The 23,745-nt window shown below is 67.3% G+C and carries 15 protein-coding genes and 2 pseudogenes; 5 read left to right on the forward strand and 12 right to left on the reverse strand.

Annotated features, from left to right (window positions below; all coding sequences use genetic code 11):
• The first annotated feature begins 99 nt into the window (after positions 1-99).
• Positions 100-1,112 (forward strand): annotated as a pseudogene (locus CACI_RS54255) (integrase core domain-containing protein).
• On the opposite strand, the gene CACI_RS19190 reads toward CACI_RS54255, so the two are convergent.
• Both CACI_RS19190 and CACI_RS19195 read right to left on the reverse strand, forming a co-directional pair.
• Complete coding sequence (locus tag CACI_RS19190) at positions 1,087-1,377, reverse strand: hypothetical protein (RefSeq protein ID WP_041540333.1); 291 nt, start codon at positions 1,375-1,377, stop codon at positions 1,087-1,089. The pseudogene CACI_RS54255 and the gene CACI_RS19190 sit on opposite strands and share 26 nt — an antisense overlap.
• A 171-nt stretch (positions 1,378-1,548) precedes the next feature.
• Positions 1,549-1,782, reverse strand: a complete 234-nt coding sequence (locus CACI_RS19195; RefSeq protein ID WP_143765305.1) for a hypothetical protein — start codon at positions 1,780-1,782, stop codon at positions 1,549-1,551.
• Positions 1,783-2,214: 432 nt separating this feature from the next.
• On the opposite strand from CACI_RS19195, the gene CACI_RS19200 reads away from it, so the two are divergent.
• Positions 2,215-3,204 (forward strand): DUF4238 domain-containing protein, encoded by a 990-nt coding sequence (locus CACI_RS19200; protein ID WP_015792495.1) that lies wholly within the window; start codon positions 2,215-2,217, stop codon positions 3,202-3,204.
• A 182-nt stretch (positions 3,205-3,386) separates the two neighbouring features.
• On the opposite strand, the gene CACI_RS19205 is transcribed toward CACI_RS19200, so the two are convergent.
• From CACI_RS19205 to CACI_RS54675, 9 genes and pseudogenes are all read right to left on the reverse strand, one after another.
• A complete protein-coding gene (locus CACI_RS19205; RefSeq protein WP_041540335.1) occupies positions 3,387-3,584 on the reverse strand; it encodes a hypothetical protein in 198 nt (65 codons plus the stop codon).
• Positions 3,568-4,185: pseudogene (locus CACI_RS47985) on the reverse strand (transposase domain-containing protein); the annotation flags it as partial. The gene CACI_RS19205 and the pseudogene CACI_RS47985, both read right to left, overlap by 17 nt.
• Positions 4,186-4,453: 268 nt before the next feature.
• Positions 4,454-5,473: an SCO2521 family protein gene (locus tag CACI_RS19210; protein ID WP_015792496.1), complete on the reverse strand. Its 1,020-nt coding sequence runs from the start codon at positions 5,471-5,473 to the stop codon at positions 4,454-4,456.
• Positions 5,470-6,384, reverse strand: coding sequence for an SCO2523 family variant P-loop protein (locus CACI_RS19215; protein WP_015792497.1), 915 nt, complete (start codon positions 6,382-6,384; stop codon positions 5,470-5,472). Before CACI_RS19215 ends, CACI_RS19210 begins: the two co-directional genes overlap by 4 nt.
• A 5-nt stretch (positions 6,385-6,389) precedes the next feature.
• Entirely contained in the window at positions 6,390-10,061 is a 3,672-nt protein-coding gene (locus CACI_RS19220) for an SAV_2336 N-terminal domain-related protein (RefSeq protein WP_317623744.1), read from the reverse strand.
• On the reverse strand, positions 9,986-11,104 hold the full coding sequence (locus CACI_RS19225; RefSeq protein WP_015792499.1) for an AAA family ATPase: 1,119 nt from the start codon (positions 11,102-11,104) through the stop codon (positions 9,986-9,988). Before CACI_RS19225 ends, CACI_RS19220 begins: the two co-directional genes overlap by 76 nt.
• A 31-nt stretch (positions 11,105-11,135) precedes the next feature.
• Positions 11,136-13,202, reverse strand: a complete 2,067-nt coding sequence (locus CACI_RS19230) for a VMAP-C domain-containing protein (RefSeq protein ID WP_015792500.1) — start codon at positions 13,200-13,202, stop codon at positions 11,136-11,138.
• Positions 13,193-14,392, reverse strand: coding sequence for an alpha/beta fold hydrolase (locus CACI_RS19235; protein ID WP_015792501.1), 1,200 nt, complete (start codon positions 14,390-14,392; stop codon positions 13,193-13,195). Before CACI_RS19235 ends, CACI_RS19230 begins: the two co-directional genes overlap by 10 nt.
• Before the next feature lie 576 nt (positions 14,393-14,968).
• A protein-coding gene (locus tag CACI_RS54675) for an IS630 family transposase (RefSeq protein WP_449727825.1) occupies positions 14,969-16,020 on the reverse strand; the annotation gives its coding sequence in 2 pieces (ribosomal slippage) (positions 14,969-15,528 and positions 15,528-16,020; 1,053 coding nt in all).
• A gap of 116 nt (positions 16,021-16,136) precedes the next feature.
• Here CACI_RS54675 and CACI_RS19250 point away from each other — a divergent pair.
• Both CACI_RS19250 and CACI_RS19255 read left to right on the forward strand, forming a co-directional pair.
• The gene (locus CACI_RS19250; protein ID WP_015792504.1) at positions 16,137-16,418 is read left to right on the forward strand and encodes a hypothetical protein; all 282 of its coding nucleotides are present in this window, start codon (positions 16,137-16,139) and stop codon (positions 16,416-16,418) included.
• A 273-nt stretch (positions 16,419-16,691) separates the two neighbouring features.
• On the forward strand, positions 16,692-18,158 hold the full coding sequence (locus tag CACI_RS19255) for a recombinase family protein (protein WP_015792505.1): 1,467 nt from the start codon (positions 16,692-16,694) through the stop codon (positions 18,156-18,158).
• A gap of 467 nt (positions 18,159-18,625) precedes the next feature.
• Here the strand turns inward: CACI_RS19255 and CACI_RS19260 are convergent, their stop codons facing one another.
• Entirely contained in the window at positions 18,626-21,412 is a 2,787-nt protein-coding gene (locus tag CACI_RS19260; protein ID WP_015792506.1) for an NACHT domain-containing protein, read from the reverse strand.
• A 170-nt stretch (positions 21,413-21,582) separates the two neighbouring features.
• Here CACI_RS19260 and CACI_RS19270 point away from each other — a divergent pair, with 170 nt between their 5' ends.
• Positions 21,583-23,703 (forward strand): KAP family P-loop NTPase fold protein, encoded by a 2,121-nt coding sequence (locus tag CACI_RS19270; protein ID WP_015792507.1) that lies wholly within the window; start codon positions 21,583-21,585, stop codon positions 23,701-23,703.
• Positions 23,704-23,745 lie beyond the last annotated feature (42 nt).

Consider the following 23,745-nt stretch of genomic DNA (forward strand, 5'->3'; position numbering starts at 1 on the left):
GCGTGCGGATTCGGCCCGTGGACCACGAACGGACCTCAGACCTCCACACCTACGGGACGAACGACGCCGAGGTGGGGAAATACGTGATCGCGATCATGAATCGCTAGGGAAAAACCTGATCGCCGACACGCCAAGATCCTCGTGTTGCGCCACGAGGTCGCCGTCCTACGCCGGGCGAATCCCAGGCCGCGCTTGGACTGGACCGACCGGGCGATCCTGGCCGCTCTCATCAGGCTCCTGCCCAAAGCGCTGCGCGGGCGCCGGATCGTCACACCGGGCACCGTGCTGCGCTGGCACAAGCGGCTGGTCGCCCGCAAATGGACCCAGCCCTGTGCCGCAGGCCGGCCCCCAATCAGTGGCGATCTCGTCGCCCTGATCGTGAAGATGGCGACCGAGAACAAGTCCTGGGGCTACCAGCGGATCCAAGGGGAGCTACGCCGCCTGGGACGCCGAGTCACCGCCGCCACCATCCGCAAGGTCCTGCGCGCGCACCGCCTGCCCCCGGCACCGCGCCGAGCTGACGACCTGACCTGGCGAACGTTCCTACGAGCCCACGCCGATTACTGGTCTGCGACTTCTTTCACGGCGACCTGGTGAACCTGCAGCGGGTTTACGTGTTCTTCGTCCTCGACGTCCGCAACAGGTTCGTTCACATCCTTGGTGTCACCGCCAGCCCGACCGCCGCCTGGACCACGCAGCTGGCCCGGAACCTCATTGCTGATCTCGGTGATCGGGGTGAACCGCTGCGCTATCTCATCCGTGACCGCGACGCGAAGTTCACCACCGCCTTCGACGCGACCTTCGCCTCCGAAGGGATCGAACCGGTTAAGACTCCTGCGCAGTGTCCTCGAGCGAACGCGTACGCCGAGCGCTTTGTGCGTACCGTCAGGGCCGAATGCACCGACCGCATGCTCCTGGTCAGCAAACGCCACCTCCGCCACGTCCTCGAGGAATTCGCCGACCACTACAACCGCGGACGCCCGCACCGCTCGCTCGACAAGCGAGCACCCACCGACGATCCCGATATCGTTCCGTTCCCGGTCCCACTGGGCCAGATACGCACCCGAACGGTTCTCGGAGGCCTTATCACCGAGTACGAACGAGCTGCGTAGAGTCACAGGTCACGGCCCCGGCAGAGTTTTTGAACCCCACAGGCGCTGGCGAGGTCCGCGCGGCGGCCGCGACGGCTTGGGTCGCGTGCTGCAGTTCCGTTTCGGCGGCCTCCAGCAGGCTCTGCCGGCCGGCCGCGAGCCAGCCGACGGTGACGGCCACGGCCAGGGCGGTGGTGAACAGCGCGGATCCGGTCGCCATCGCCAGGACGGCCATGACCGACGCGAACAGCAGCAGACGGCCCTGGGCGGTGGATGAGCTCAGCATCGTGGTAGGTCCTTCGAGGGTAACAGCCGCACTCGGCAGCCTGGGTTGGTGATGTCGGCGCCCACCGTCACGGTGCGCTCCGCGTCAACCACCCGGTCCGGCTGCCCAGGCGCGCACCGCCGCGGCCTGTTGTACCGCCCCCGGCTGGAGTGGCTGAGAGATATGCGCCCGCTACGTCGCCTCCACGTCCCGCACCAGCGCCTGTGACGCGATCAGCGTCTGGATGTGCCCTTCGGCCACACGCAGCTCAGCGATAGCGATGCCGATCGCCGCATAGTGGTCGCGCAGTGTCCCCGGCTCCGGGGGGGTCCACGGCCGTCCCAGCACGGTGGTCAGCCGGGACGCTGTCTGCACGCTGCGTTTGACCGCGTTGGCCAGCGCGGCACGGCGCTGCGTCTCGAACACGGCCCAGGGCGCTCCGGCGGCAAATTCCGCCCCGGACTGTCCGCAGGCACGCCGCAGCATCGAGAGGCGCGACGCCGGGGCCGCGTTCATGGAAGCGCTGTCGCTCGAAATTTGCCATTCCCGGCAACCATCGCCGCCCGTGAACGAGAACCCAACAAACGGCGATCACCATCTGGACTAGCTCCGATACGGTGGTTACGTCACGCCCGGCGACGGCAAAATGGCCGGCCCGCAACCGGCTCCGTGCGCGCAACAGACCGACGGTGGAGGGACCCAGCCTGCGACGGCCATGTTCACCTCGATCAGCTGTTGGGCACAGGCCGCCAACAGCGCCAGCCGCAGTCACTCGGACCCGCAGGTGAAGCTTCACAGTGTTCTGGCCCGCAGGAACTCGGCTGCGGATCCACGACAGCTTCCGTAGCCTTAGCGGCCATGGGGCACACCTATCACCATCACCTCGTTCCGCAGATGTATCTGCGGAACTTTGCTGACGCTGGCAAGCTGAAAGCCGTCGCCCGCCAGCCACCACATCGCTCACACACCTCCTCGGTCAAGAACGCGTGTAATGAAGTGGGCTTCTACGAGCTACCGCCCGAAGAGCTGAGCCAGGACGACCCGCTCCGCGACGGTTGGGACCCAGAGTTCGTCGAGAAGTTCCTGTCGCAGGTCGAAGGAGATGCAGCCCCGATCATCGAGGCGATGGTGGCGGGAGACTTTCCGCTGTCCGCAAAGGACCGCAACGTGATGTCCCTCTTCATCGCCCTGCAAGTGACGCGGGGCTGGGCGTTCCGCGACCGTGCTCAGCAGACAGTTGAACGGCTAAGCCCAGATGTGCTGCAGATGTGCATGCGTGAAGAGGCGATCCGCGAGCGGCTCACTGCCGAGGGCAGACCCGTGAATCGACGCGCCATCAAGAACATTCAACGCCAGCTGGCCGAAGTGCCAGCGATCACCCTCCCTCAGGGGTCCCTGGTGGCAAGCGCGATCGAGCAAGCAGTGGAGACTTGCCGGCCGGTGATCGCAGGCCGCCCGTGGCGGCTGCTCCGGTTCGACGAAAACGTTCTGCTGACAAGCGACCAGCCCGTTGGGCTTTGGGCGCCAGGATCTCCGACATCCGTCGGGCTCGCCACCGCCAAGATGACCTACATGCCGCTCAACCGCAACACTGCCATCGCCGTCGCGGCCAGCGGCCCCGAGAAGATCTCCTTCCCGGGCCCAGCTCGCGCCCGGCAGGTCAACGATGCCGTCGCACGACGTGCCCGCCGATGGATCTTCCACCACCCCGACGATGACCCCCTCAAAGAGCTCGTCCTGCCGCCCGTCGAGGAGGTCACCGCCGAGATCGTCGCGCAACGCAAGAACCCCGACGGCACGACCGAGGAGATCGTCCGGATGACGTCGCGACCAAAACAGTCGCTGTGAGATCGGCCATGGACTGACGAGACTTCCTCGTCTGCCCGGCTGGTCATCTGCCGCCGGTGCACGACGCGGGGTCCGGCCGGAACTATCCCGGCGGACCCGGTGGCCTTGCGGTTGCGGCGCGCTCAAGCCGCCGTATCGCGACCGTGGCGCCTTGGCGAGCGCAGCATTCGTCACACGCGCAGTCAGCTTGGGGGTTCGCTCCGCTGGTCGCCCTCGGCGGGGACGTCCACGACCACGGCGGCGGCGTTGTCCGCATACCGGCCGCCAGTGCGCGCCGCCCAGCGCACGAGCCGTCGGGCCGCGCGGGCGGGCTGGGCTTCGTTCTGGAGCGCGTAGATGATCGCGGCCTCGGGCAGCGGCCCGTAGGTGCTTGGCGGCATACGCCCGCTCACCGGGCGCGGTCGGCCCGAACGCCGCCCCAATCACCGCCCGAGTCCCGGTCTCCACCAGGCACATGAGCAACAGCACCGGATACCCGGCGAACCCCGTCCGGCACTTGACCTTCCCGAACCGCCACCGGTTGCGCGCCGAGTCCGGGACCTTGATCGACGAGCAGCCGTCGAAGGCCACCGTCCGCAGACCGCGATAGCGCACTCCGGGCGTGTGCGGCTGCGCCAACGGACCGGCCAGCACCCCGAATAGGGCTTTGACCGGCGCCGGGCCGATCCGGCCCCACAGGTCACGCAGCGCCTTCTCCGACGGCGCCGCCACCGGCAACCCGTTCAGCCCCGCGATCAGCTTGCCCCACACCCCGGCCAGCCCGACCGTCTCGAACAAGCCCATCGCCAGCACCAGGTAGACCCCGACCCGGCTGGGCAGATCACGTAGCCGCTGCTGGACCGCCCCTGTCTCCTCCAGCACCGCGTCCACCAGCTCGAACGGCACGACCTGCGTCAACTCGCCCAGATGCCCGGGCGCGAACACCCCCTTCGCGACCGTGATGGCGCGAGCGAACGTGACAGTGGCAGACTTCGATGGCAACGAGACCTCTGATCCGGAGCAGTCCTGGAAGACAGCCCCGGTCTATCAGGGGTCTCGTTCTCTATGCGCTGGTCAGCCCGTCAGCACGCACCGCTTGACGAGTTATCCAATTCCTTAACTTCGCGGCTTGCGTCAAGACTGAACCCACCGGGGCCACTTCAAGCGCTCATACCGACCCACCCCACCCCCTCCAGCCGGAGCCACACGAAAGGCTGAAACGGGGCCAAATCAGTTGCCCAAACTCAGAAACAAGTCACGGTCGCCGAACTCATTCTTCCCGCTCAAGCAGTTCCCGCAATCGAGCCACTTGCACCTCCCACTGCTGGGTCAGCCGTATCCCATTCATCGTCCTTGTCCAATAGCCGTTCCGACGGCTCTCCAAGTACGACCCGGGTAGCCAGAGATGCATCAGCTGGTCAAATACCGTCTGCACGACTTCCCTGCGTCCCGCCGGATCCAAGTGCTTCCTGGCCATCCGATCCGACACGAGCGCGACCGTCGAGATGAGCCACTTGTGCCGGGCCACGTCCTCGCAAAAGCGGACGATCGAATCGAGCGGCTCGTCGGAAGGCGCGGTGAAATGCAGTACAGGGCCGCGGGTCTCCGATAAATTGGCGTGGATCTTGCTGAGCTCGGAATCGCGGAGCACGGCTGTCCAGTAGAGGCGGTCGCCTGCACTACGGAAGGCGATGACGTGATCGAGGCGGCGTGAGCTCTGGACATCGTCCACCAGGCGGTCCGCGATGAGGGTAAGACCGAGGTCCGGGGGTTTCGACAGGGGAGCATCGATCAGGACGCGCAGAGTTGAATCGTCGACGACCGCCGTTCCCGGGGCAGCCAGTTTTTCACCCCAGGGACGGCGGCCTGCCGTCGACATCGGCACCACGGCCACCCAAGCCGAGCCTTGGACAATCCGCCCGCCGTAGACGACAGCCCGACCGACTGCGGTACCTAAGATCGCCCGGTTCGGGATACCGAGCACCCCCGAGTCGATGCCAGCTACTCGATGCGCCGACCAAGCCAATGGGACCGGACGTACTGTCTGCTGCACATTACCGATCCGCGTGACAACACGCTGTGGCACTATCCGGAGGATCTCCGCACTTCTCGCCAATGGCAGCGCGCCACTGTGCTGGATCAATGCCGTGCTGACCACCCCGAAAAGATGGGAGGGTGCGCGCGCCTGCCCCGAGTCGGACGCCGGCAACAGGAGACCCGCCACGTCCGGCGGTTTCTGCCACTGCCCCTCGAACTCCTGCCCTGTCTCCGCTGGCTCTTGCCTCGTCACAGAGTCTCCCAGGCTTGGTGGTCACTCAGCCGCCGAGCCAAGCTCGCGTATGCCTCCACCGTGTCCTGACGGGCGATCTGAACGCTCGCGACGTCGAAGCCCGTAATGATCTGCTCCCGCAGCTTCAGTACCGGATCGAAGGGCACCGTCCCCAACACGGCGCCGATCCCCAGTTGCTGCTCAGCGGCGAAGTTCCGCAGCTCGGCGTCCATCTCCGCCTGCCACGCCTGCTGAGCCACTTGCCCGAAACGGCCTAGGCTCGCCTTGTCGGCCACGATGCAACGGACGAACCGGAGGGCGCGCTCCACTGCCGCGGGGTCTAGCCCGGTATGGCGTGCGGTGTCCAACAGCCCTGAGGGGCCATGCACGAAGTCGCCCGCAGCATCCACGTGCAGCCGCGTCCACTGGTGGACCACCAGCCAACGCGCGACGATGTTCCGCATCTCCGGACGAGCCATGACCTCCAGAACCAGGTCGACCGCCACGGTGCGGCCACTGCCCAGATCGACGACGGTCACCGAGTACTCCGACTCCGTGCGCAGGAAGAGCTCCGAGCACCTTTGAACAATCTCTGCGGTTCGCCCGAACCACCTCGCACCGCGATCACCCGGCAGCAGCACCAGCCGCCCGGCCCCGGGAGGCCGATTACGCAGAGCAGCTCCCGCCGTCCGGGTCGCGACATCCAACACCACGGGCCGAGGGCCGCCCCCAAGCAGGAACGAGCGGACCCCGTCCCGGGTCACGCCTCGTGCCGCGGCGTCGATGTCGAACGTCGCCCCGGCGGACGGCCGGCCGAAATCGAAGTCCAGGTACGCAACATCCTCACCCTTGAGAGCCAACTGATAGGCCATGTTGCAGCCGGTCACCGTCTGTCCGGCGCCGCCCTTACCCGCCGCCGTGAACACCAGCATCGCTGTCACACTCCTGTATGGGTGTACGCGGCCCAGCTCAGCGGGTCGTCCGGGAAGTCGTGCCGCATCTCATCGACGGCCCCGTGCAGAGTTCGGGCCCACTCGCCGATCTTCGGACCGGTACTCGGCGAGTCGGACCGACTCGCCGTCATGTTTGTGAGTGCAAACGCATGTGAACCGAGCTTCGGCCACAGCGTACCGATCGCCTGCCGGAACCCGGCCAGATGAAGAGCACCGGTAACCGGGACGGTCTCCTCGACACGCACACGCGGCGTCGGGGGCGAGTCTATGCCGACGAGCAACGCCAGCCCCGCGCTCACACGCTCGTCGGCGATCTCGCTGATGGTCAGCGCTTTGACTCCGTGTCCAAGTGTCACGACCTGGCTGAGCATGGGATTGAGAAGGTCCGAGTGAGAGCCGTGAGGAAACACAGCGACCGCGCAATGTCCGAGGTCGCGGACATCAACGGGGGCGTGTGGCTTGCTGGGTTCAGGAAAGACACGCATGCCTGAGAGAAGCCCTGCAGGAGGACGCTCGACAGCTTCCAAGAGGCCGCGGATCGTCGGCGCGTAGGAGGACACCACGCGGTCCATTACTCCAGAGACGCCGGGCGTCCGCCGAAACTCAGAAGCCGCGTGGATCGGCAGGCGGGCCAAGGGACCGAACGTGCTCCACCAGATCAGCGGACTCTGCGTGTCTGGCGCCGTAGGTTGCAGTCCCAGCGAAGCGAGCACGGGCTCGGCGAGGGTGTCCCACAGCCAGTACAAGATGTCCGACACGGCGAACGCCACGTGCCGCCGGACGTCGGATCGTTCACCGGCCGAGAACGCCCGTGCGTACGCATCAGCCAGCGACGCGGCCTCCGCACACACCCTCTCCTCGCTGAGCCCGGGCAACGGCACGACCGTTACCGAGCTCGACCCGCCCCCGATGATCAGCGCGTCACAGCGCGTTGGCGCAGTGTTCACCAACACAATGGGGCCCAAGCCCGCCTTGTTGACGCGCCTTACAAGGTCTCCGAAATCAGTAGCCTGCTGTGGCGGATTCGGCAGCACCGAGCCCCGAAGCATCTCCAGCAACTCCACGGCACGCTCCGGACGTCCCGCGTCGAGGGCCGACGCCACAGCCTCGCCGACCAGCCGCGCGACCGGCAAAGCACCGCGGGGTGGCGGAGACGGCAGCCGGAGCAAGTCGATCGCGTCCTCGATGAGTGACAACGCGTGTGCGGGAGGGCCCACCAGGGGGGCCAGCCGCCGGCAGGCGTTGCTCCGCACTACACGCGGCACGTTGTCATCGGAAATGACAGCGTGCAAATAGAAAGAGGCGCTGTCCCGGTCCGGGGGTGACGCTTCGGCGAGCGCTGATCCGAGGTCATACATTCGTTCCGCCGCGGTGGGGTCGTCGAACGGGATGTCCTTGAGCGCACGGCGGGCTGCCGAGACGGCGTCGTCGGGCTCGTCACCGGAGAGCAGGCTTTCTGTGAGGTTCAGGGTCCAGAGAATCTCCCGGCGCATCGAAGGTTCGGGCGGGTTGGCCAGCACGGCGTGCCGGAACGCGGCGGCGGCGTCCATCATCGCGCCGAGGTCGCCGGACCGGCGGGCGAGCCTGAGCAGGGCGTCGCCGAGGGCGAAGTGCCAGGTCCAAGGCTGCCGGTCGGTGGAGGCTCCACTCGGGACGCAGTCCATGTACGCCTCGATGCCGTCGACCAGGTCGACGATGTCGCCGGTCTGATCGGCCAGCAGCACAAGGGCCGCGCCCAGCGCCGACATCAGCTCGCCGTACCGCCGGCCGCCGGGCGGCTCCGCGGTCGCGGCGGCGCGAGCCGCCGCGACCATCGCCAACGCGTCGTCGACGCTGGGCCGGGGCCCGTCTGGCAGCCACTGCCCGACCCCGTACCTGACCTCCTCGGGCCGCTCTCCCAGCCGCCTCATACCGGCGGCCGACAGGCTCGCGAACGGCAGTCCTTCAGCGAGCGCCGGGCCTGTCCCCGAGACACCGGTGAGGGCGGTCCGGTCGCCGCCGAGCCGGTCGCGGCGGCGTTCCAGGTAGGCGGAGACCTCGTCGTGGACGAGGTCTCGGACCTGGCGGGTGTCGCGGCGGTACTGGCCGGTGAGTATGGCCTCGCGCACGCCGGGGACAAAGTCGAACACGGCCTGGTCCGCGGATTCTGCTTCCTCGGACGACGCGGGAGCCTCGCGGTGCAGCAGGTTGCCGAGGAACACCTCGGCGAGGTCCCCGCGGGAGGAGCCAGGAACCATGGCCCGCTGGACGAGGCGGGCGATGGGGAGGGTGACCGGTTCGACGGCCGAGAGCAGGCCGGCCAGGCGCCAGGCCGAGCCGGAGGAGGAGAAGCGGAAACGGCGGATTAGCTCTTGGGGATCCGGATCCGTGGCGACGGGATCGGGTTCTCGGTCCAGCTCCACCGTTGCGATGGCCCGGCGCTGCTCACCGGCGGGTCGGGGGCGGTCTGCTTCAATCACCAGGGCCGCCGTCCGCGCCCACCGGCCGTTCCCCGCGGTCAGCCCAGCCCAGGGCCGCAGATCTTCGGCCTCGAGCGTCAGGACGGGGATCACGGTACGGCCGGGACGCGCCGAACGCCGCCGCGACGGTCCGGTGAACGTCTGCCACCGTGCATTCGGGGCGCCGGGCCTCGGGGCCTGGATCATCGCGGGAAGCGGTGTGGCGCCGCCCCTGGACCAAAGACCCGAGGGCAGCAAATGCAGGATCGCGACCGGGGAGGTGCGGGCCCATTCGGCCAGCAGACGTTGGGCGGCCCCGGTGTGCCACATCGGTCCGACGGTGTCCGTCAGGACCAAGATGAGCTGGCGGCCGGTGGGGTCGACGATGTCGCGGGACCGGAGCGCAAGGCCCTGGGCTGCTGTAGCGGTGTGTCGGCGCACCTCCACCGTGGTTCCATCGCTGTCGGGGCGTTCGGTAAATCTCCAGCGGCGAACGTCCCGGAACGCCCCGAGGCGGACCATCACCTGATGCAGCTCGTGGATCTCCGACCGCCATAGGGCCATCGACGGGCTGTCGGCCTGGACGAACGCCAGGCGCAGCCAGCGGGAAGGCCGGGGCCGCAGCGCCGGGAGCAGCATGCGCTCGTCCAGACGTCGGGCCACAGTGGCGTCCTCGTCGAGCTCGAATTCGGTGTCGGAGGGGACGTGGCGGTTTAGGGCGCGCAGCGCCCGCATCAGGTCGAGCGTATTGGTCAGCCCCGGCTCGCCGGGGCCGCGGACGAGCGCCGCAGCCTGCGTCCCGGGGCTGCCGATACGGGCCGGACTGTGTAGGCCGCCGCGGACAGTGTGGCCGGGGCCGGAGCTTGAGACGTCGCCGGTCGGCTGCGGCGCGCGCGGCTCTAGACCTGCGTTCCCATCGCGCGAACGGCCCGCGTCGGCGTCAGGTTGTGTCTCAGGTTCCTGCTTGTCACCGTCAGGGCTCTGTGCCGGATCCGAACCAGGCGCCGGCACGGTCGCTGTTCCCGCGTTAGTGTGGTCGTCGCTCACCGTGATGACAGAAGCCAGCCAGAGGATGTCGGCCAGTTCCTCCGGCCGCGGATCCGGGGCGCCGCCTTCCCGGATCAGCTCCGCCAATTTCGGGATCACCCGGCGTCCGGCCCCGTGAGCCGGTGCAGCGTGGCGTCGGCCAACGAAGCGAGATCCTCCGGTGCGGTCCACGCCCCGGCCAGCCGCATCTGGACGGCGTTGAGCAGCTGGTCGGTCGCGACCTCACCGGACCGCCGCCGCTCGATGAAGGTGGAGATCAGGCCGCCAGGAGCGGCCGCCTCGGCCGCCGCCTCCGGGCCGATGCGCTGCTCAACAATGCTGCGAAGCTTCTCGTCATCGGGGCGCCCGATGTTCAGCCGGATGCAGCGGCGCAGGAACGGCGCCGGGAACTCACGCTCCCCGTTGCTGGTGAGGACCACGATCGGGTAGGCGTGGCAGCGGATCCAACCCCGGGACACGACGGAATGACCGTCGAAATCACTGGTGCCGACCTCGACGTCGGCCTCGTGCGCGGCCATCCGGGACAGTTCAGGTATCTCGAACTCGCCGTCCTCCAGCACCGTCAGCAGGTCGCCGGGCAGGTCGATGTCGCCCTTGTCGATCTCGTCGATGAGCAGGACCCGGGGGCGGCGAGTGGGCAGGAACGCGGTGCCGAGCGGGCCGAGCTGGAGGTAGTTGCCGATCGCGTCGGGGCGGGGTGTGCCCTGCCGTTCCGGACGGTCCGGAGATTCTCGACGATCCCCGTCCCGGCTTCCCAGCTTGTCCTGCCGCACTCCGGTGACCATCGCCTCGGCGGCTTTCCGCTTCAACTCCCTCAGGTTGGCGTCCTCCAGCCGCCGGACGGCGTCGTAGCGGTACTGCCCCTCTCGCAACGTGCTGCGACTGGTGATCGCCCACCGCAGGACCGGTCCCAGGCCGAGGTCCGCGGCGATGCTGAATGCCAGCGTCGACTTGCCGACCCCGGGCTCGCCGGTGACCAGCAGCGGCCGGCGCAGCAGCAGTGCGGTGTTGACCACGTCGACGTCGGGGGCGTCCACGAGGTAGCCGGCGCCGCGTTCCCGCTCTCTGGCGTAGCGCGGCTCGGCCAGGTCCGGCACGACGTAGCCGTCGTCGACGACGCCGTCGAAGGTGCGCCAGCGCGGCTGATTCTCCGCCAGGAGCGCCAGGCGCTTCGAAGCGGGGCCAGATCCCTTGTAGATCCACCAGTTCTTCACCGACTGACTCCGCTTCTGTTCGTCCCGGCGCTCATGGCGCCCCCGGCGAGCGCAGTCCCGCGTCGCTCAGCAGTTCCCGGTCCAGCGCGTGCCCCGGGTCGTCCCACAGCAGCACCACAGTGGAGCGGAGCCGAGGGTCCACCGTCGAGTCGGTCCGTAATTGCTTCACTGTGGCCGGTAGCTGGGATACGTCGTCTATAGGCAGCAACTCCCGCAGTGACGCCGGTGCTCGGTCGTCATCCGCCCGGTCCGGCCGCCGCCAGACGATCACCGGCATCCCAGCGTCCAGCGCGGCCCCCCAGCCGTCGGCGTGGCCCGGTGAGACCGCGTCCACAGCCACGCATACCGGATGCTGCCCGGCGGACCACTTGTCAATCAGCGCGTCCAGTCTCTCCAGGTCATCGACGTCCACCTGGCTCAGCCAGACCGTGGCTTCGGCGCAGGTGCCGCTGTTGGCGACGAACCAATCCCAGCGACAGCCCCACAGATACGCCAGGTTGAGGTTGCGGCGGGCCTCCGGACAGCGCACCACCACTTCGAACCGACGCCCCAACTTCCAAGGGCGACGCAGTCCGGCGGACATCGACCACTGGTCGAACCCCTCCTCCAGGAGGAACGCCTCGACCGCGAACTCGACCCGCCGCAGGCCGAAAGGCCTGGAGGCCCCGGCGGTGCTGGTACCGCCCAGGCCGGTCAGGTGCTCATCAAGGATGTCCCGGGCCTTGTCTAGCGTCACACGCTTGCGGTGCCCCTCGCCCTCTGCGGGTTCCAGGCACTGCCAGCCGGCGGCCCGCAGCCAGATGTCGAGGAAGACCTGGTCCTCGTGCTGGGGGTCCTGATCGAGGCGGACCATCAGGGTGGTGTTCTCCGAAGTGAATACCGGAGGTTCGGGTGGCTTCGGCAACGAGTGGCGATTGCAGACCTTGGCGACCCAGGCGGACAGTGCGCCCGCACGGTGCCGCGCCGCCGGATCCTCCTGGGCGCGGAAGCCCGCAGCGAGAGCATGGACGAACGCGACAACCTGCGGCAGACCGTCGGTGCGGCCCTCGTACTCGTCGAGGTCGCGGGCCCAGGCGGACAGGTCTCCGTCCGGCATGGCGTAAGGGGCCTGCTCGGCGGTCTCGCCGGTGCCGAACGACCAACGGAAGGCCTGTTCACACCATGGCTCCGGGGTGACGCCAGCCAGCTGACGTTCCAAGTCCCGCCAAGCCTTCTCGTCGAGACCATCGCGCCGCGCCGTGGCGCCTGCGGCGGTCTCGTGCCAGATATTCGAGTCCTGCCAGCCCGCATAGTGCATGCGGACCGGGGTTTGCCAAGCTTCGCCAGCCGCACGCAGCTCCGCGAAACGGTTCTGGACAGCGGTGACCGTTGTGTGCACTGCCGCGTTCAGGGAGTCGAGACTCGCATCGGCGAGTTGGGCCATCAGGACCTCGGAGAGCTGGCCGCTGAGCCGGTCGGCCTGGTTCTGGGCGGCCTCGCCGACGCGGCAGGCGTACAGGACGGACTGGTAGCAGGCACGCCGCGCCGGGTGGGGCGGGTACTCCATGTCCGCGAGCCGGAGCCGACGGTCGGTGGCCGACAGACGGCAGGCATCGACGATGATCACCTGGCGCTCGAACCGGCCTGCCGGGAACACCTCGGAGCGCAGCCAGGCGAGGGTGTCTTCCAGTATCAGGCAGCTCGGATCGTTGGAGGTGGTGTCCGAGAAAGGCAGACAGAGCCGGTCGCGGTCGTCGACGATCCCGTGGCCCGCCCAGAAGAACACCAGCAGACGGCCGACGCGGCGCGGGAGTTCGTTTCGGATCACCGCGGCGACAGTGGCGCGGTCCGCAGGTCGTGCCGGGACCGGCGGGACGGCGACGTCCTCCGCCCCCTGCTCCCCGGCCGGCATCGCGGCCGCGACGCGCTCGGGATCAGGGCTCGTCAAGAGTGAGATGTTGTCGAACGGGACACCCTGGCCGATCAGCCACGCTGCCATCCGGTGCGCGTCCTCGACCGCGCCGGGCAGTCGCCAACGACGGCCGAGGCCCGGATAGTGCTCGATACCGACGACGATGGCGTGTACGTCCTCGGGCGCCGTCGGAATCGCTAAGTCCATGCGATCTCCTGGCAAATCCGTTCATAGACGCGGTCCAGGTTCCAATACGCGCTGTGAGCCGCGGGGAACGGCTGCCGGCAGTCGACCTCGAAGTCCTCGACGCCCTCCGGGCCGAACACCGGCGCAGCCAGATAGGACAACAGGTCGCGGCGATCGTAGACGTTGAGCCACTTGGGCATACGAGCCAACGCATCCGCCGTGTCGGCGCTGTCGAGCGGCAGACTGTGCAACGCGCCCAACTCATACAAGAACGGAGCCTGCGACCCCACCGTCACCAGCAGCCGGACCTGGCCGAATTCCCCTGGCGTGGCGGCGGCAAGCAGGTCGACCAGGGCCACTCCGCCGAGGCTGTGGCCCAGGACGATCGTATGCTCGTCGCTGGCGAATATCCGTGCTCTGAGGAAGTCGCGCAAACCGTCACCGTGGGCCTGGTAGTTCAGGATGTCGCCGAGCATCGGGACCGCTGCCTCGGTCAGCCCGTTCCGGAAGACGCGCAGCAACGGCTGCGTCGTCACGTTCAAGGCACGCCTGCCGAGGAACTGTGCCGTCTTCGACACCCGCCCGGATCGCTCCCCGGCGCCCAGCGCGGCGACCAGCAAGTCCGCCAGTCGGTCCAGCTGAGCGCCCGTCGGCGCGGATTCATCAGCGACGGTAAGTAACAACGCCAGCAACGCGCAGGCCACCGCCTCGGCCAAGTCTCCCGGCGCTTCAGCGCGCGCCACGGCGGCCTTGCCGAGCTCAGGCGCGGCGCGGAGCCGCCGCATGGCTGGCTCCAGGTACGGGGCCAGGCCCGTCTCGGCAAGCAGATCGGCGAGTTCCCCGGCGGGACTCAGCGCGGTGAGACGGGACAGAACGTCTGCCCCGGGTGTGTGGAAGCTGGGCGGCAGCACCTCGTCGTCAGGACCCGGCTGCTCGAACTCGGCCATAAGCTGGAGCTGGGCGAAGGGATCCTCCTGGAGGATCTCCCAGAAGCCGACCAGTTCTTCATCGGGGTCGTCTATGGCGGAGTAGTCGGGTGCGGCGCTCAGATAGGCGGGGATGGATGCGCCGCCAAGGGCGAGCTTCGCACCGTGCTTTTCGCCCCAGAAGCAGGACTCGACGACGAGATCGGGCCGATCCAGCTTCGCGAAGCCGCGGCAGACCCGGTCGAAAAGCGCCGGGTGTTTGTCCCTTACTCCGGTTCCGTGCACAAACAAGACTCGCGTCAACGTGCGGCCCCCCACATCGCCAACTTCACACCGTGACCGCACCATACCAAAAGGTCAACAGCAGCGTAGGGAAGTCGATGCACCGGGGTGGGTTCGAGGCCAACGGGGATGTCGTGAGCGCTGCTGCGTCCATTGGACGCTCGATCGATCGCAGACACCTGCCGAATCGGCCGTCGATGATGTCACTCGAACACACCCACATACGTCCGCGTACCGCCTCTCGTGCGGAGCGCTTGTGAGTGATGATTGTCAGGATACTGCCAGACTTGGCAGCGCAACCCGTGCAGTCCACAGTCAATCCGAAGCAGCGCGCCGTCTTATTAGGGGGACGCAGTGACTGGGCTCGAAGCTGTACTCCCTCTGGCTGGCGTCGCGCTTGGCGCTGCTGGCTCCTACTGGACCTCGAGCGCAGGCGATAGACAGCGGTGGCACCGACAGCAGCAAAGCCGCTGGGACCTGCATCGCAAGGATGCGTATGTCGAGTACGGCTACGCGGTGAAGTCCGTGTCCGAAGTAAGCAAGCGAATGGCGGCGGCTAGAGAGTTTTCGGTGTGGGGGTTACGGGGGTTGTGGATCAAGGCCGGTCTTCGCGAGGAGGCCGGTCAGGAGGTCGGGCCGGTACTGCATGTGCCGTAGCCGCTGCTTGACGAGCTGCTGGATCTGGTCGATGTCGCGTTTGACGAGGTTGACCAGCCCGGACTTCATCACTGCCCACACGCCCTCGACCGGGTTGAGCTCGGGGGCAGACCGGGACGCGATCAGTGCACGTATGGTCGCCGACTTGTGCCGGTTCAGGTTGTCCCAGACCAGCACGATCGGGGCGTGAAGCCGCTGGTGGGCGGCATCCATCAGGCGGATGAAGTCCTGCTCGTCGAAGCCCTTCTTCTCGTTCTTCCAGCCGTGATAGACCAGGCTGCGATGGATCAGTCGGACCCGTGGTCGGGCCGCGGGACGGAAGGCGAGTAAGGCGACGAGGTTGACCCGCTTGGTCCCGGCGTTCGAGATTTTCACCACCGGGGTGACGCCGCGGCGGCCCCATGTGCGTCCGCGCGGTGGCTTGAGCCCTTGGCCTGCCTCGTCTTCGAAGCAGATGAACGCGCCAAGGGCTACGGCCGTGCTTTTATGTTCGGCCACGTCTCCTTGCGCCAGGCGGCGATCGCGTGCTCGTCGCGTTCGACCGCGCGGCGGGCCGGAACCTGCCAGCTGGCCCCGATCCGGGTGAGCATCTCGTGCAACGCCCCAGAAGAGCGGAACCGGACACCGAACCGGGTCCGGATCAGCTCGGCAATCCTGGAAAGGGTCCACCGCTGGTCGAGGTAGCCGTGTGCAGCCGGACCCGCCTCGATCAGCGCCATCAGCTCCCGCTGCTGGCCGGCGGTCAGCAACGGCCGGTGCCCGGCAGCTCCTTTGGAGACCAGCGCGTCGGCACCGCCGGTCTGCAACGCGTGACGCCACCGGTTGGCCGACATCTTCGTCACCCGGAACCGCCGTGCTACCTGCTCATCACTCTCACCAGCGGCGATGAACTCGGCCGCTGCCATCCGCACCTGCTCGCGCCGCGCCCTGGCCGCCGCATCGAGCCCACCACCTTGCGCATACCTCGTGACCACGACATACCGCGCGAACAGCAGTGTGTCAGCCTGGCGTTCCGCCAGCGAAACACCCAAGCAGAGAATTCTCTAGAGGTTTCACGACGCGAACCGAACCTCTCGACCCTGCCGAGGGCATGGCCGAGCTGTTGGTCCTGTCCAGGGAGCGCGCCGCCAAGTGGGAGTCTCTGCTCTTGCTGGGCAGTCCCGAGGCGATCGCGGCGGCGCGTACCTGGCATCGAGTCGCATGGACCATGGAGTGGGTAGCGCGCGGGACGATCACCGACCCCGAGGCGTGGGATCGGGCGCTGGAGGAGTTCACGATTGCGCGCGAGCAGTTTTACCAGGCCGCGCGCGCCGATCTGGGGATAAGCGGGAACGACCCGCTAATAGGCGCTCACGGAACTGACCAGCACTAGGCTCGGGGACGGGACGTATTCAAGCAGAATGGACCGGCGCGCCCCGGAGCGTTCGAGTCCCTGAACGTTACTTCGCAACAGGGCAGAGCCTGTCGATCGCTCAGCCAGCCGTTGCTAATAGAGGCTAACCCGCCATGGGCCATGGTGGCGCTGACCTGCGCTTTGAACCGCCTACTGGTCTCCATCCAACGCATGTGAGACATCACACATGGAAGCTATAACTGCGCAGCCGAGCATTGCCGCCGACTGAAATGAACACCGGCAAGGTGAAGTATGAGCACGCCTAAGTTGCGGTTGGTCCCACCGGTCGAACAACCAGCTGATGGCCTGCTTCGGTCTTGGGCGCAGCGAAACTCTGACAGGACGACCCCGGAAACGCCGCCTGCCGTCGGCCAGCTGCGATTCGCGTTCTACGGCAGGGTATCGACCGAGGATCATCAGGATCCGGTCTCCTCCAGGGCGTGGCAGCGTACCCGGGCCGAGGCGCTGATCGCCGGCGCGGGACGAATCACTGTCGAGTTCTTCGACGTCGGGCGCAGTCGGGTGCTGCCTTGGGCTGCACGGCCGGCCGCCGCAGCGCTGATCGCCGCGCTGGCCGACCCGGATCGCGAGTTCGACGCGATCGTGGTCGGCGAGGCCGAGCGGGCGTTCTACGGCCCCCAGTACGAGCAGATGGCGCCGATCTTCGCCAGACACGGCGTGCGGGTCTGGGTGCCCGATGTCGGCGGCCCGGTGGATCCAGAGATCGGCTCGCTGGAGGAGTTGATGGCACTGCTTGGGATCTTGTCCAAGCGGGAGATCGTGCGCGCGAGAATCCGCACCGTGACGTCGATGACGATACTGACTGAGAAGCAGGGCCGGTTCCTCGGCGGCCGTGCGCCCTTTGGCTATCGGCTGGTGCCGATCAAGCCGCACCCGAACCCCACGCACGCGCGCTGGGGCAGGATGCAGCTGGGGCTGGCGCCGGACCCGACCACGGCGCCGATCGTGGAATGGATGTTCGCCCAGCGGCTGGCCGGGATGAGCTATGCCCGTATCGCGCGTGCCTTGAACGACGCGCACATCCCGACGCCGTCCGCGGCCGATCGGGAACGCAACCGGCATCGCGCCGGACTGGCATGGACCGTCACATCCGTCGCTGCCATCCTGACCAACCCTCGCTATACCGGACATGAGGTCTGGCAGCGCACACGCACCGATCACGAACTCATCGACCCGGCCAACACCACGCTCGGCCACCGGGACCAGGTCCGGCACAACCGCCCCGACCAGTGGATCATCTCCACCGACATCGCCCACACACCACTGGTCAGCACCGCCGACTTCATCGCCGTGCAGGGCATGCGCGCACGTCCGGATGCAGCCAAGCATGAATACCTGCTGGCCGGCCTCCTCATCTGCAGTGCCTGTGGCCGGCGCATGGAATCGTGCTACGCCAACGACCACCCCGGCTACCGCTGCCGCCACGGACAAAACAGCGCCACCAGCCCGCAGAACCCGCGGCGTCTTACCTATGTCCGCGAAGACCGAGTACTGGAACACCTCGCAGCCATGCTCATCCGACTCCGGATGAGCGAACACACCGACGACCCGCCCAGGAGGCCCATACACGAACCCGCAACGCCGACGGCCAGCGAAACCATCACGTTCCTCCGCCACAACGCGATCACGCTGACCTACAACTCGGATGCCAAAACCCTGACCGCCAACACCCCGGAAAAGGAGAGCATCGCGATCTGACACTCACGACAACGCCACAGGTTGACCGGGGCCCAATAGCACCCCGCCGACCAGGCAGAACACAGCCACAACAGAACACCCGCCCTCGGCCGAGACCAAGAACGGGTGGCGTGGAAAAACGGCCAAAACCGGCCGAATATGTACAACTTACGTGTCCGAGATTCCATAACCCCACGAAATCCCTGGGTATTCCATGGCGATCTGCATCTGGCATATTCCACACCGTAACGCTCCTGGTAGGAGCTTCGTGGGCCTAGGTTAGTTGGTCACGGTTCGGACACTTAGAGCATCTCGCTTCCGCGCCTCGGCGTCAAGCGTTACCGGATTATTGGCGCGAGATCTTTTCGGGTGCTGCGGGCAACTGACGGGGGTCGAAAAGGAAACCGCTTATCGCTGTGGACAGCGTACTCCACAGAGTTGTCTTATGCATTCTCGATGTACTATTCGCTTCTATCAGCGAGGGCCGGTCACTCGTGGAAGGTGGTCGGATCCTTCAGCCACCCGAGCGCGTGGAGGTCTCGGGCCAGCCATTCGTAGGCGAGGTTCGTCGAGGGCCGCGTGTTGCCGAGCGGGGTGATCCCGTCTTCGAGCATGGGGATGTGGTAGGCGGTTCGTGATGCCGGACGCGGGCCCTTGGGCGTGTGCCAGTACGGCCTGCGTCCGGGCTCGTTCTCGGTCCTGAGCTCGACGGGTGTCGGTGCGCGGGGATCGAGGGCCGGGTCTGGAATCCAGGCGAAGTTCAGGCGCGGAGGGTATTCGCCGGGGGCCTCGGAGTACGTGATCGTGCCTTCGACGCGCGCCGGCAGGAGGCTGTAGAGCCCGAGGGCCGGCCCGAACGCGGGGAGGTTGGTCTCCACTAGGTCGCGGTAGCCCGCCACCGCTTCGGCGAGGATCTCAGCGGTCATCGAGACGGCGGTGTCCGGTGAGTATCCCTGCCAGCGCATCCGCGGCGTCCCGACCAAGTCGGACGGCGGCCAGGGGCGCAGGAGTGCCTCGCCTTCCTGATGTGCCAGCTGCTCGTTCAGCCAGATGATGTCAGCCGAGCTGACGGTATGGCCGATGTGCTGCCAAGTGGCGGACACCGAGGTGTTGACCGTCTCCATCATCGCGGCGACGGCCTGCCGGAGGTCGCCGAGAGCGATGGCGTCTCGTTGCAGCCGGGTTCCGGCAGTGCTCATGGCGAAGTCGGCGAGGACCCACAGCCGCTCGTGCGTGAGGTGCGTGCCGACGGAGGTGGCGAGGGTTCGGCGCTGGATGGCATCAGTCAGGGTCGCCAGGATTCGGTCGCGTGCCCACTGCCATCTGCTGTAGTCGCCGGCCGGCTCGGGGAACATCCGAGACGAACGCCAGCCGCCGGGGCGTAGCTCGCGCAGATGGGAGAAGTCCGGCAGCGACACGACGGCCGGGGTTGTGTTCTCCCAGTGTTCGGACACGGTCAGGTATCCGGCATTCAGGTGCGCGCCCCACTGCAACAGACGGCCTTCGTGGTGCGGTGCGAGGGAGGCCGCGAACGGCCCGTAGCCTTCCAGCAGCGCCTCGAACGCCTCGCGCAGCCATGAGGCGGACGCGATCGCCGGGTCGGCTTCGGCGTTGTCGCTGTCTGGGTTCGCGGCGGTCGGGGCCGAAGCGGGCAAAGTGTCCTGAGTCCTCGTGGTGACGGGGTGGTGCGACTGGTTGGGCTTGATCTCGTTCAGGACCCAGGAGAGCGCGGCGGGGTTGGTCCGGGCCACGCGGCAAAGCAGCTGCTCGCGCTGTGCGCTGTCGGGGCGGGTCGCGATCGCGAAGGCGATCGCGTACCGCCAGAATGGGAATGATGCCCGGCTGGCCGCCGACTCGATGTCGAATGTGCCGGAGGTGATCGCGTGCGCGCCGAAGTACTGCTCGAACGCCGGGAGCGCGAAGCTCAGCACGCCGTCGTGCTCGACGACCAGTCTGGTGTCCGTCAGCTGCCAGACCTCAGACTCGTTGCCGATGGCCTCCGCGGGTACTGGACCGTGCTCCTGCAGGATCCGGATCGCCAACCGCTCGAGCGCCTGCCACACCTGCGGTGAAGCATCGCGCGGGCGCCGACTCTGCACGATCGTGCGTGGCAGGTCCCGCAGTAGTTGAAGACGTGAGACACCCGTGTCCCCACCGGCAACGAGCCTGCCGGCCAGCGCGAGCGCCGTAAGCGGACGCCGTACGAGCTCGGTCGTCTCAGGGCTCCACAACCGCCACGGCATGTCAGTCCCGGAGGCGACCCTCATCAGTTCCGCGCCGCGCTCGATGGCCCATGCCTCGACCTCCATGCACACAGTGTGGTCGGCGGTGACGCCCGGCTGCGCCGTGGCAAGAATCGCCACCATCGGCCATACACCGACCATCTGGCGGGCCTCGCTCAGGAGCCGATCGGCATCGACCGGGTCGATCCGCTCCAGATCGTTTACCACCACGCAGCAGACGGCCTTCGGGTCCTGGCCAAGCCGACTGCGGACGGCGTCCTCCAATCCGTTCACGGCCTCGCGCGCCTCAAGCCAGACCGGAACAGCGACCGCGTCGTCGTCGCGCGCGTCCTGCAGCGCCGCCTCGAACCAGCGCGCGGCCTGCTCGGTCTTTCCCGCTCCCATCGGCGCCACCAAGACCCGCAGCTGTCCGAGCGGTACCTCGACGGCCGGGTCCGGCAGGGCGGCCGTCCACCGCAGTACGTCCTCGACCCGGTCGGAAGCCACCATGCTCAGCCGTTCCCGGCGGCCCGCATGGAGCCGTGCGTCGGCGAGATCGAGCGCTTCGGTACGCGAGCGCTGACGCGGCGAGAACGGCATCAGGTCCGTGATCGCGTCCACGAGCTGCTCGAGGGTGAAGGACAGGCGCGTGACCTCCGCGGCCTGCTCGTCGCTGATCTCCCAGCCCTGCCGGCAGCGCTCGTGCTCGGCGAGCTGGGCGCGCTTCCAGCCGCGCAGGAGCGGAACTGGGAAATCGTCCGGGGTATCGTCGATCTCCGAGGCGTGTTTCTGACATAGCAGCAGAAGGTTGTCCGCGCTTCGGTTGTCGTCCTCCGTCATCGCCGCGTCCCAGCGAGGGCCGTTCTCGCTCCGGGCGCAGATGTGCGCGATCCGGCTATTCAGCAGCGTCTGGCCGGTGGCGGAGTTTTTCCGGTACAGCGGCTCGCGGCAGTCCGGCTCGGCGCAGCGGAACGCGGTGCCGTACAGCTGCTTCGCGGTCGCGTCGGTCGGCCACGGGTGTTCGACCGAGTTCGATGACTGCCTTTTCGCCATCTCGACATTCTCGCAGGTACCACCCACACAACCGATCGCAGACGCGGCCCGCGCTGTGATGAAGGCACGGGCTCGGCCTGATCGGACGGCAAGGCTGTGTCACGGCTCTTCGGTGTTGGATGCTCGCGAAGCGCCCCGGCGGATATCCACCTTCGTCCAGGATGGGTTCCATGGACGCCAATGAGCTCTATCGCGACAGCACGGTCGACGGTTCGCCAACGGCCCCCGACCTGCTCGACCGTGCCAGGTACGCCGAGCACCTGGTGAAGCTCCTGGACCGCGTTGCCGACGGCGACGACTCGAGCGTGCTCGCGTTGATCGGGCCGTGGGGTTCGGGTAAGTCCAGCGTCCTGGAAATGGCTACTGCCCATCTTCGCTCGGGCGGTGGCGAAGAGACATGGCTCATCGGTGAGTGCAACCCGTGGGCCTATGCCGACCAGGAGTCGCTGATCCTCGGGTTCTTCGCGGAACTCCGCGCGGCGCTGCCCAAGGGCGACCGCTGGAGCGAGACGCGGATGCGCATCGGCGAGATCGGTGCTTCCGCCAGCCGCCTGGGCAAAGTGGGTGCCTTCGTCAGGATGGACGCGAGCGGACCGGTCGACGCAGTGACCGCGTTGATCGCAGGCGACAACGGAGCGGCCGCGATCAGGAAGCGGGCGATCGAAAGTCTGGGGGGCGTGGGGCGGCCAATCTTGATGGTTCTTGATGACCTGGACCGGCTCACGCCCAGCGAGCTGCTGATGGTATTCAAGTTGGTCCGACAAGTCGGGCGTCTGCCGAACGTCTACTACCTCTTGTGCTACGACGAGCAGACTCTCCTGGACGTCCTGAAGCGCACGGAGCTGGTCGGAGGAGACATCCGGCGAGCTCAGGACTACCTGGAGAAGATGGTCCAGATCCGCCTTGACCTCCCCGCACTGCGCAACCCTCAGATCACCTCCTTGACCGACGCGGCGATCGACGCGGTCGTGCGAGAGAACGGCGTCAGACTGGACCGGCCGCAAACCGACCGGATCGGCACCGCTTACCACTCGCATATGAAGGACCGTTTGTCGACCCCGCGTGCCATCCGACGCTTCTTCGCTCAGGTGAACGCCGCGTACGGGGCAGTCGGCGAAGACGTCGACTTCGTTGACTTCATGCTGATGACGTTCGTGCGCACCGTTGAACCCGCGGCGTACGCCATGCTCCACCGGCACAAGGACCTCCTTGTCGAAGGCGGGTTCACCGTGCCTGGCTACCTCGAGAATCAAAAGACACCGCAGGAACGCGCCAAGGCATGGACGGACCGGCTTCGAGGCGCGGGCGTCGCGGAGGCGGACATCGCAGGGCTGCTCAAACTGCTGTCACTGATGTTCCCTCCACTGGATGCTGCGGTCAGCGGATCGTCCGTCAAGCGCGGTGACCTGGAAGACATCTGGCGCCGCCTCGGTGTCGGCCACGCCGACTTCTTCGACCGGTATTTCAGCTTCGGCGTCCCCCAGGAGGACATCGCCAACAGCACTGTCGCCGAGGGACTGCGCCAACTGAGCGTGGGGCAGCCGGGCGACGAGCTGGCTCAGTTGACCGCCAGCCTGCGTAGCGACACCGACCGGGTCGTTCGCAAGGTCGACGCGATGCTCGGATCACCCGAAGTGAATCCCGGAGCGCTACTTTCGCTCCTTGTCGACGTGTACGAGCACGTGCCTGAGCCGATCGGGTTCCTTAACGATGGCGGGCGGTTCGGTCTCGCGTCCCTCGGTGGAAAGCTGCTCGCCGCCCTGGGAGCAGCAGCCGACCGCGACCTGCTCAGTGGGCTGGGAACCAGCAGCACGCGTATGGAGTTCCTCGCGGTCGCAGCCGAACGCCTTCCCACGTCCGAACCCGCACGGGTGATAGTCGGGCAGATCATCCACACGCGGCTCGAGGCCGCCGACGCCTTGGACGGAATGCCGGACGAGCTTTTCAACCTCATCTGGCCTTGGGGTCGAACCGATCTGGAAGGGTTGCGTACCTGGATGCGCGACCGCATCGAATCCGGCACCTGGCCTCTTGCCGCTGTGATCGCAAGGTTTGTCACAGTCAGCTGGGCTACCGGCAACGGCCCACCGCGCAGATCGATTGCGCAGTTCAGCCTGAAGGATGTTGATGCCATCCTCGGGCTCCCCTCCGTCTTGGCCGAGCTCGCCGACGAGATCGAGTCTGCCACCGGCGACGTCGATGTGTTCGACGCGGACCCGACCGCGGAGAACCGGCTGCAGTATGCATTGGGGGTGCTGAAGACAGCGCGTGACCGTGGGGCGGGCGAGTGAGGCCGCCGTGCGACTGCCACTTCGTGGATCCGACGAGCCTGG

The organism is Catenulispora acidiphila DSM 44928 (assembly GCF_000024025.1).
Classification (GTDB): Bacteria; Actinomycetota; Actinomycetes; order Streptomycetales; family Catenulisporaceae; genus Catenulispora; species Catenulispora acidiphila.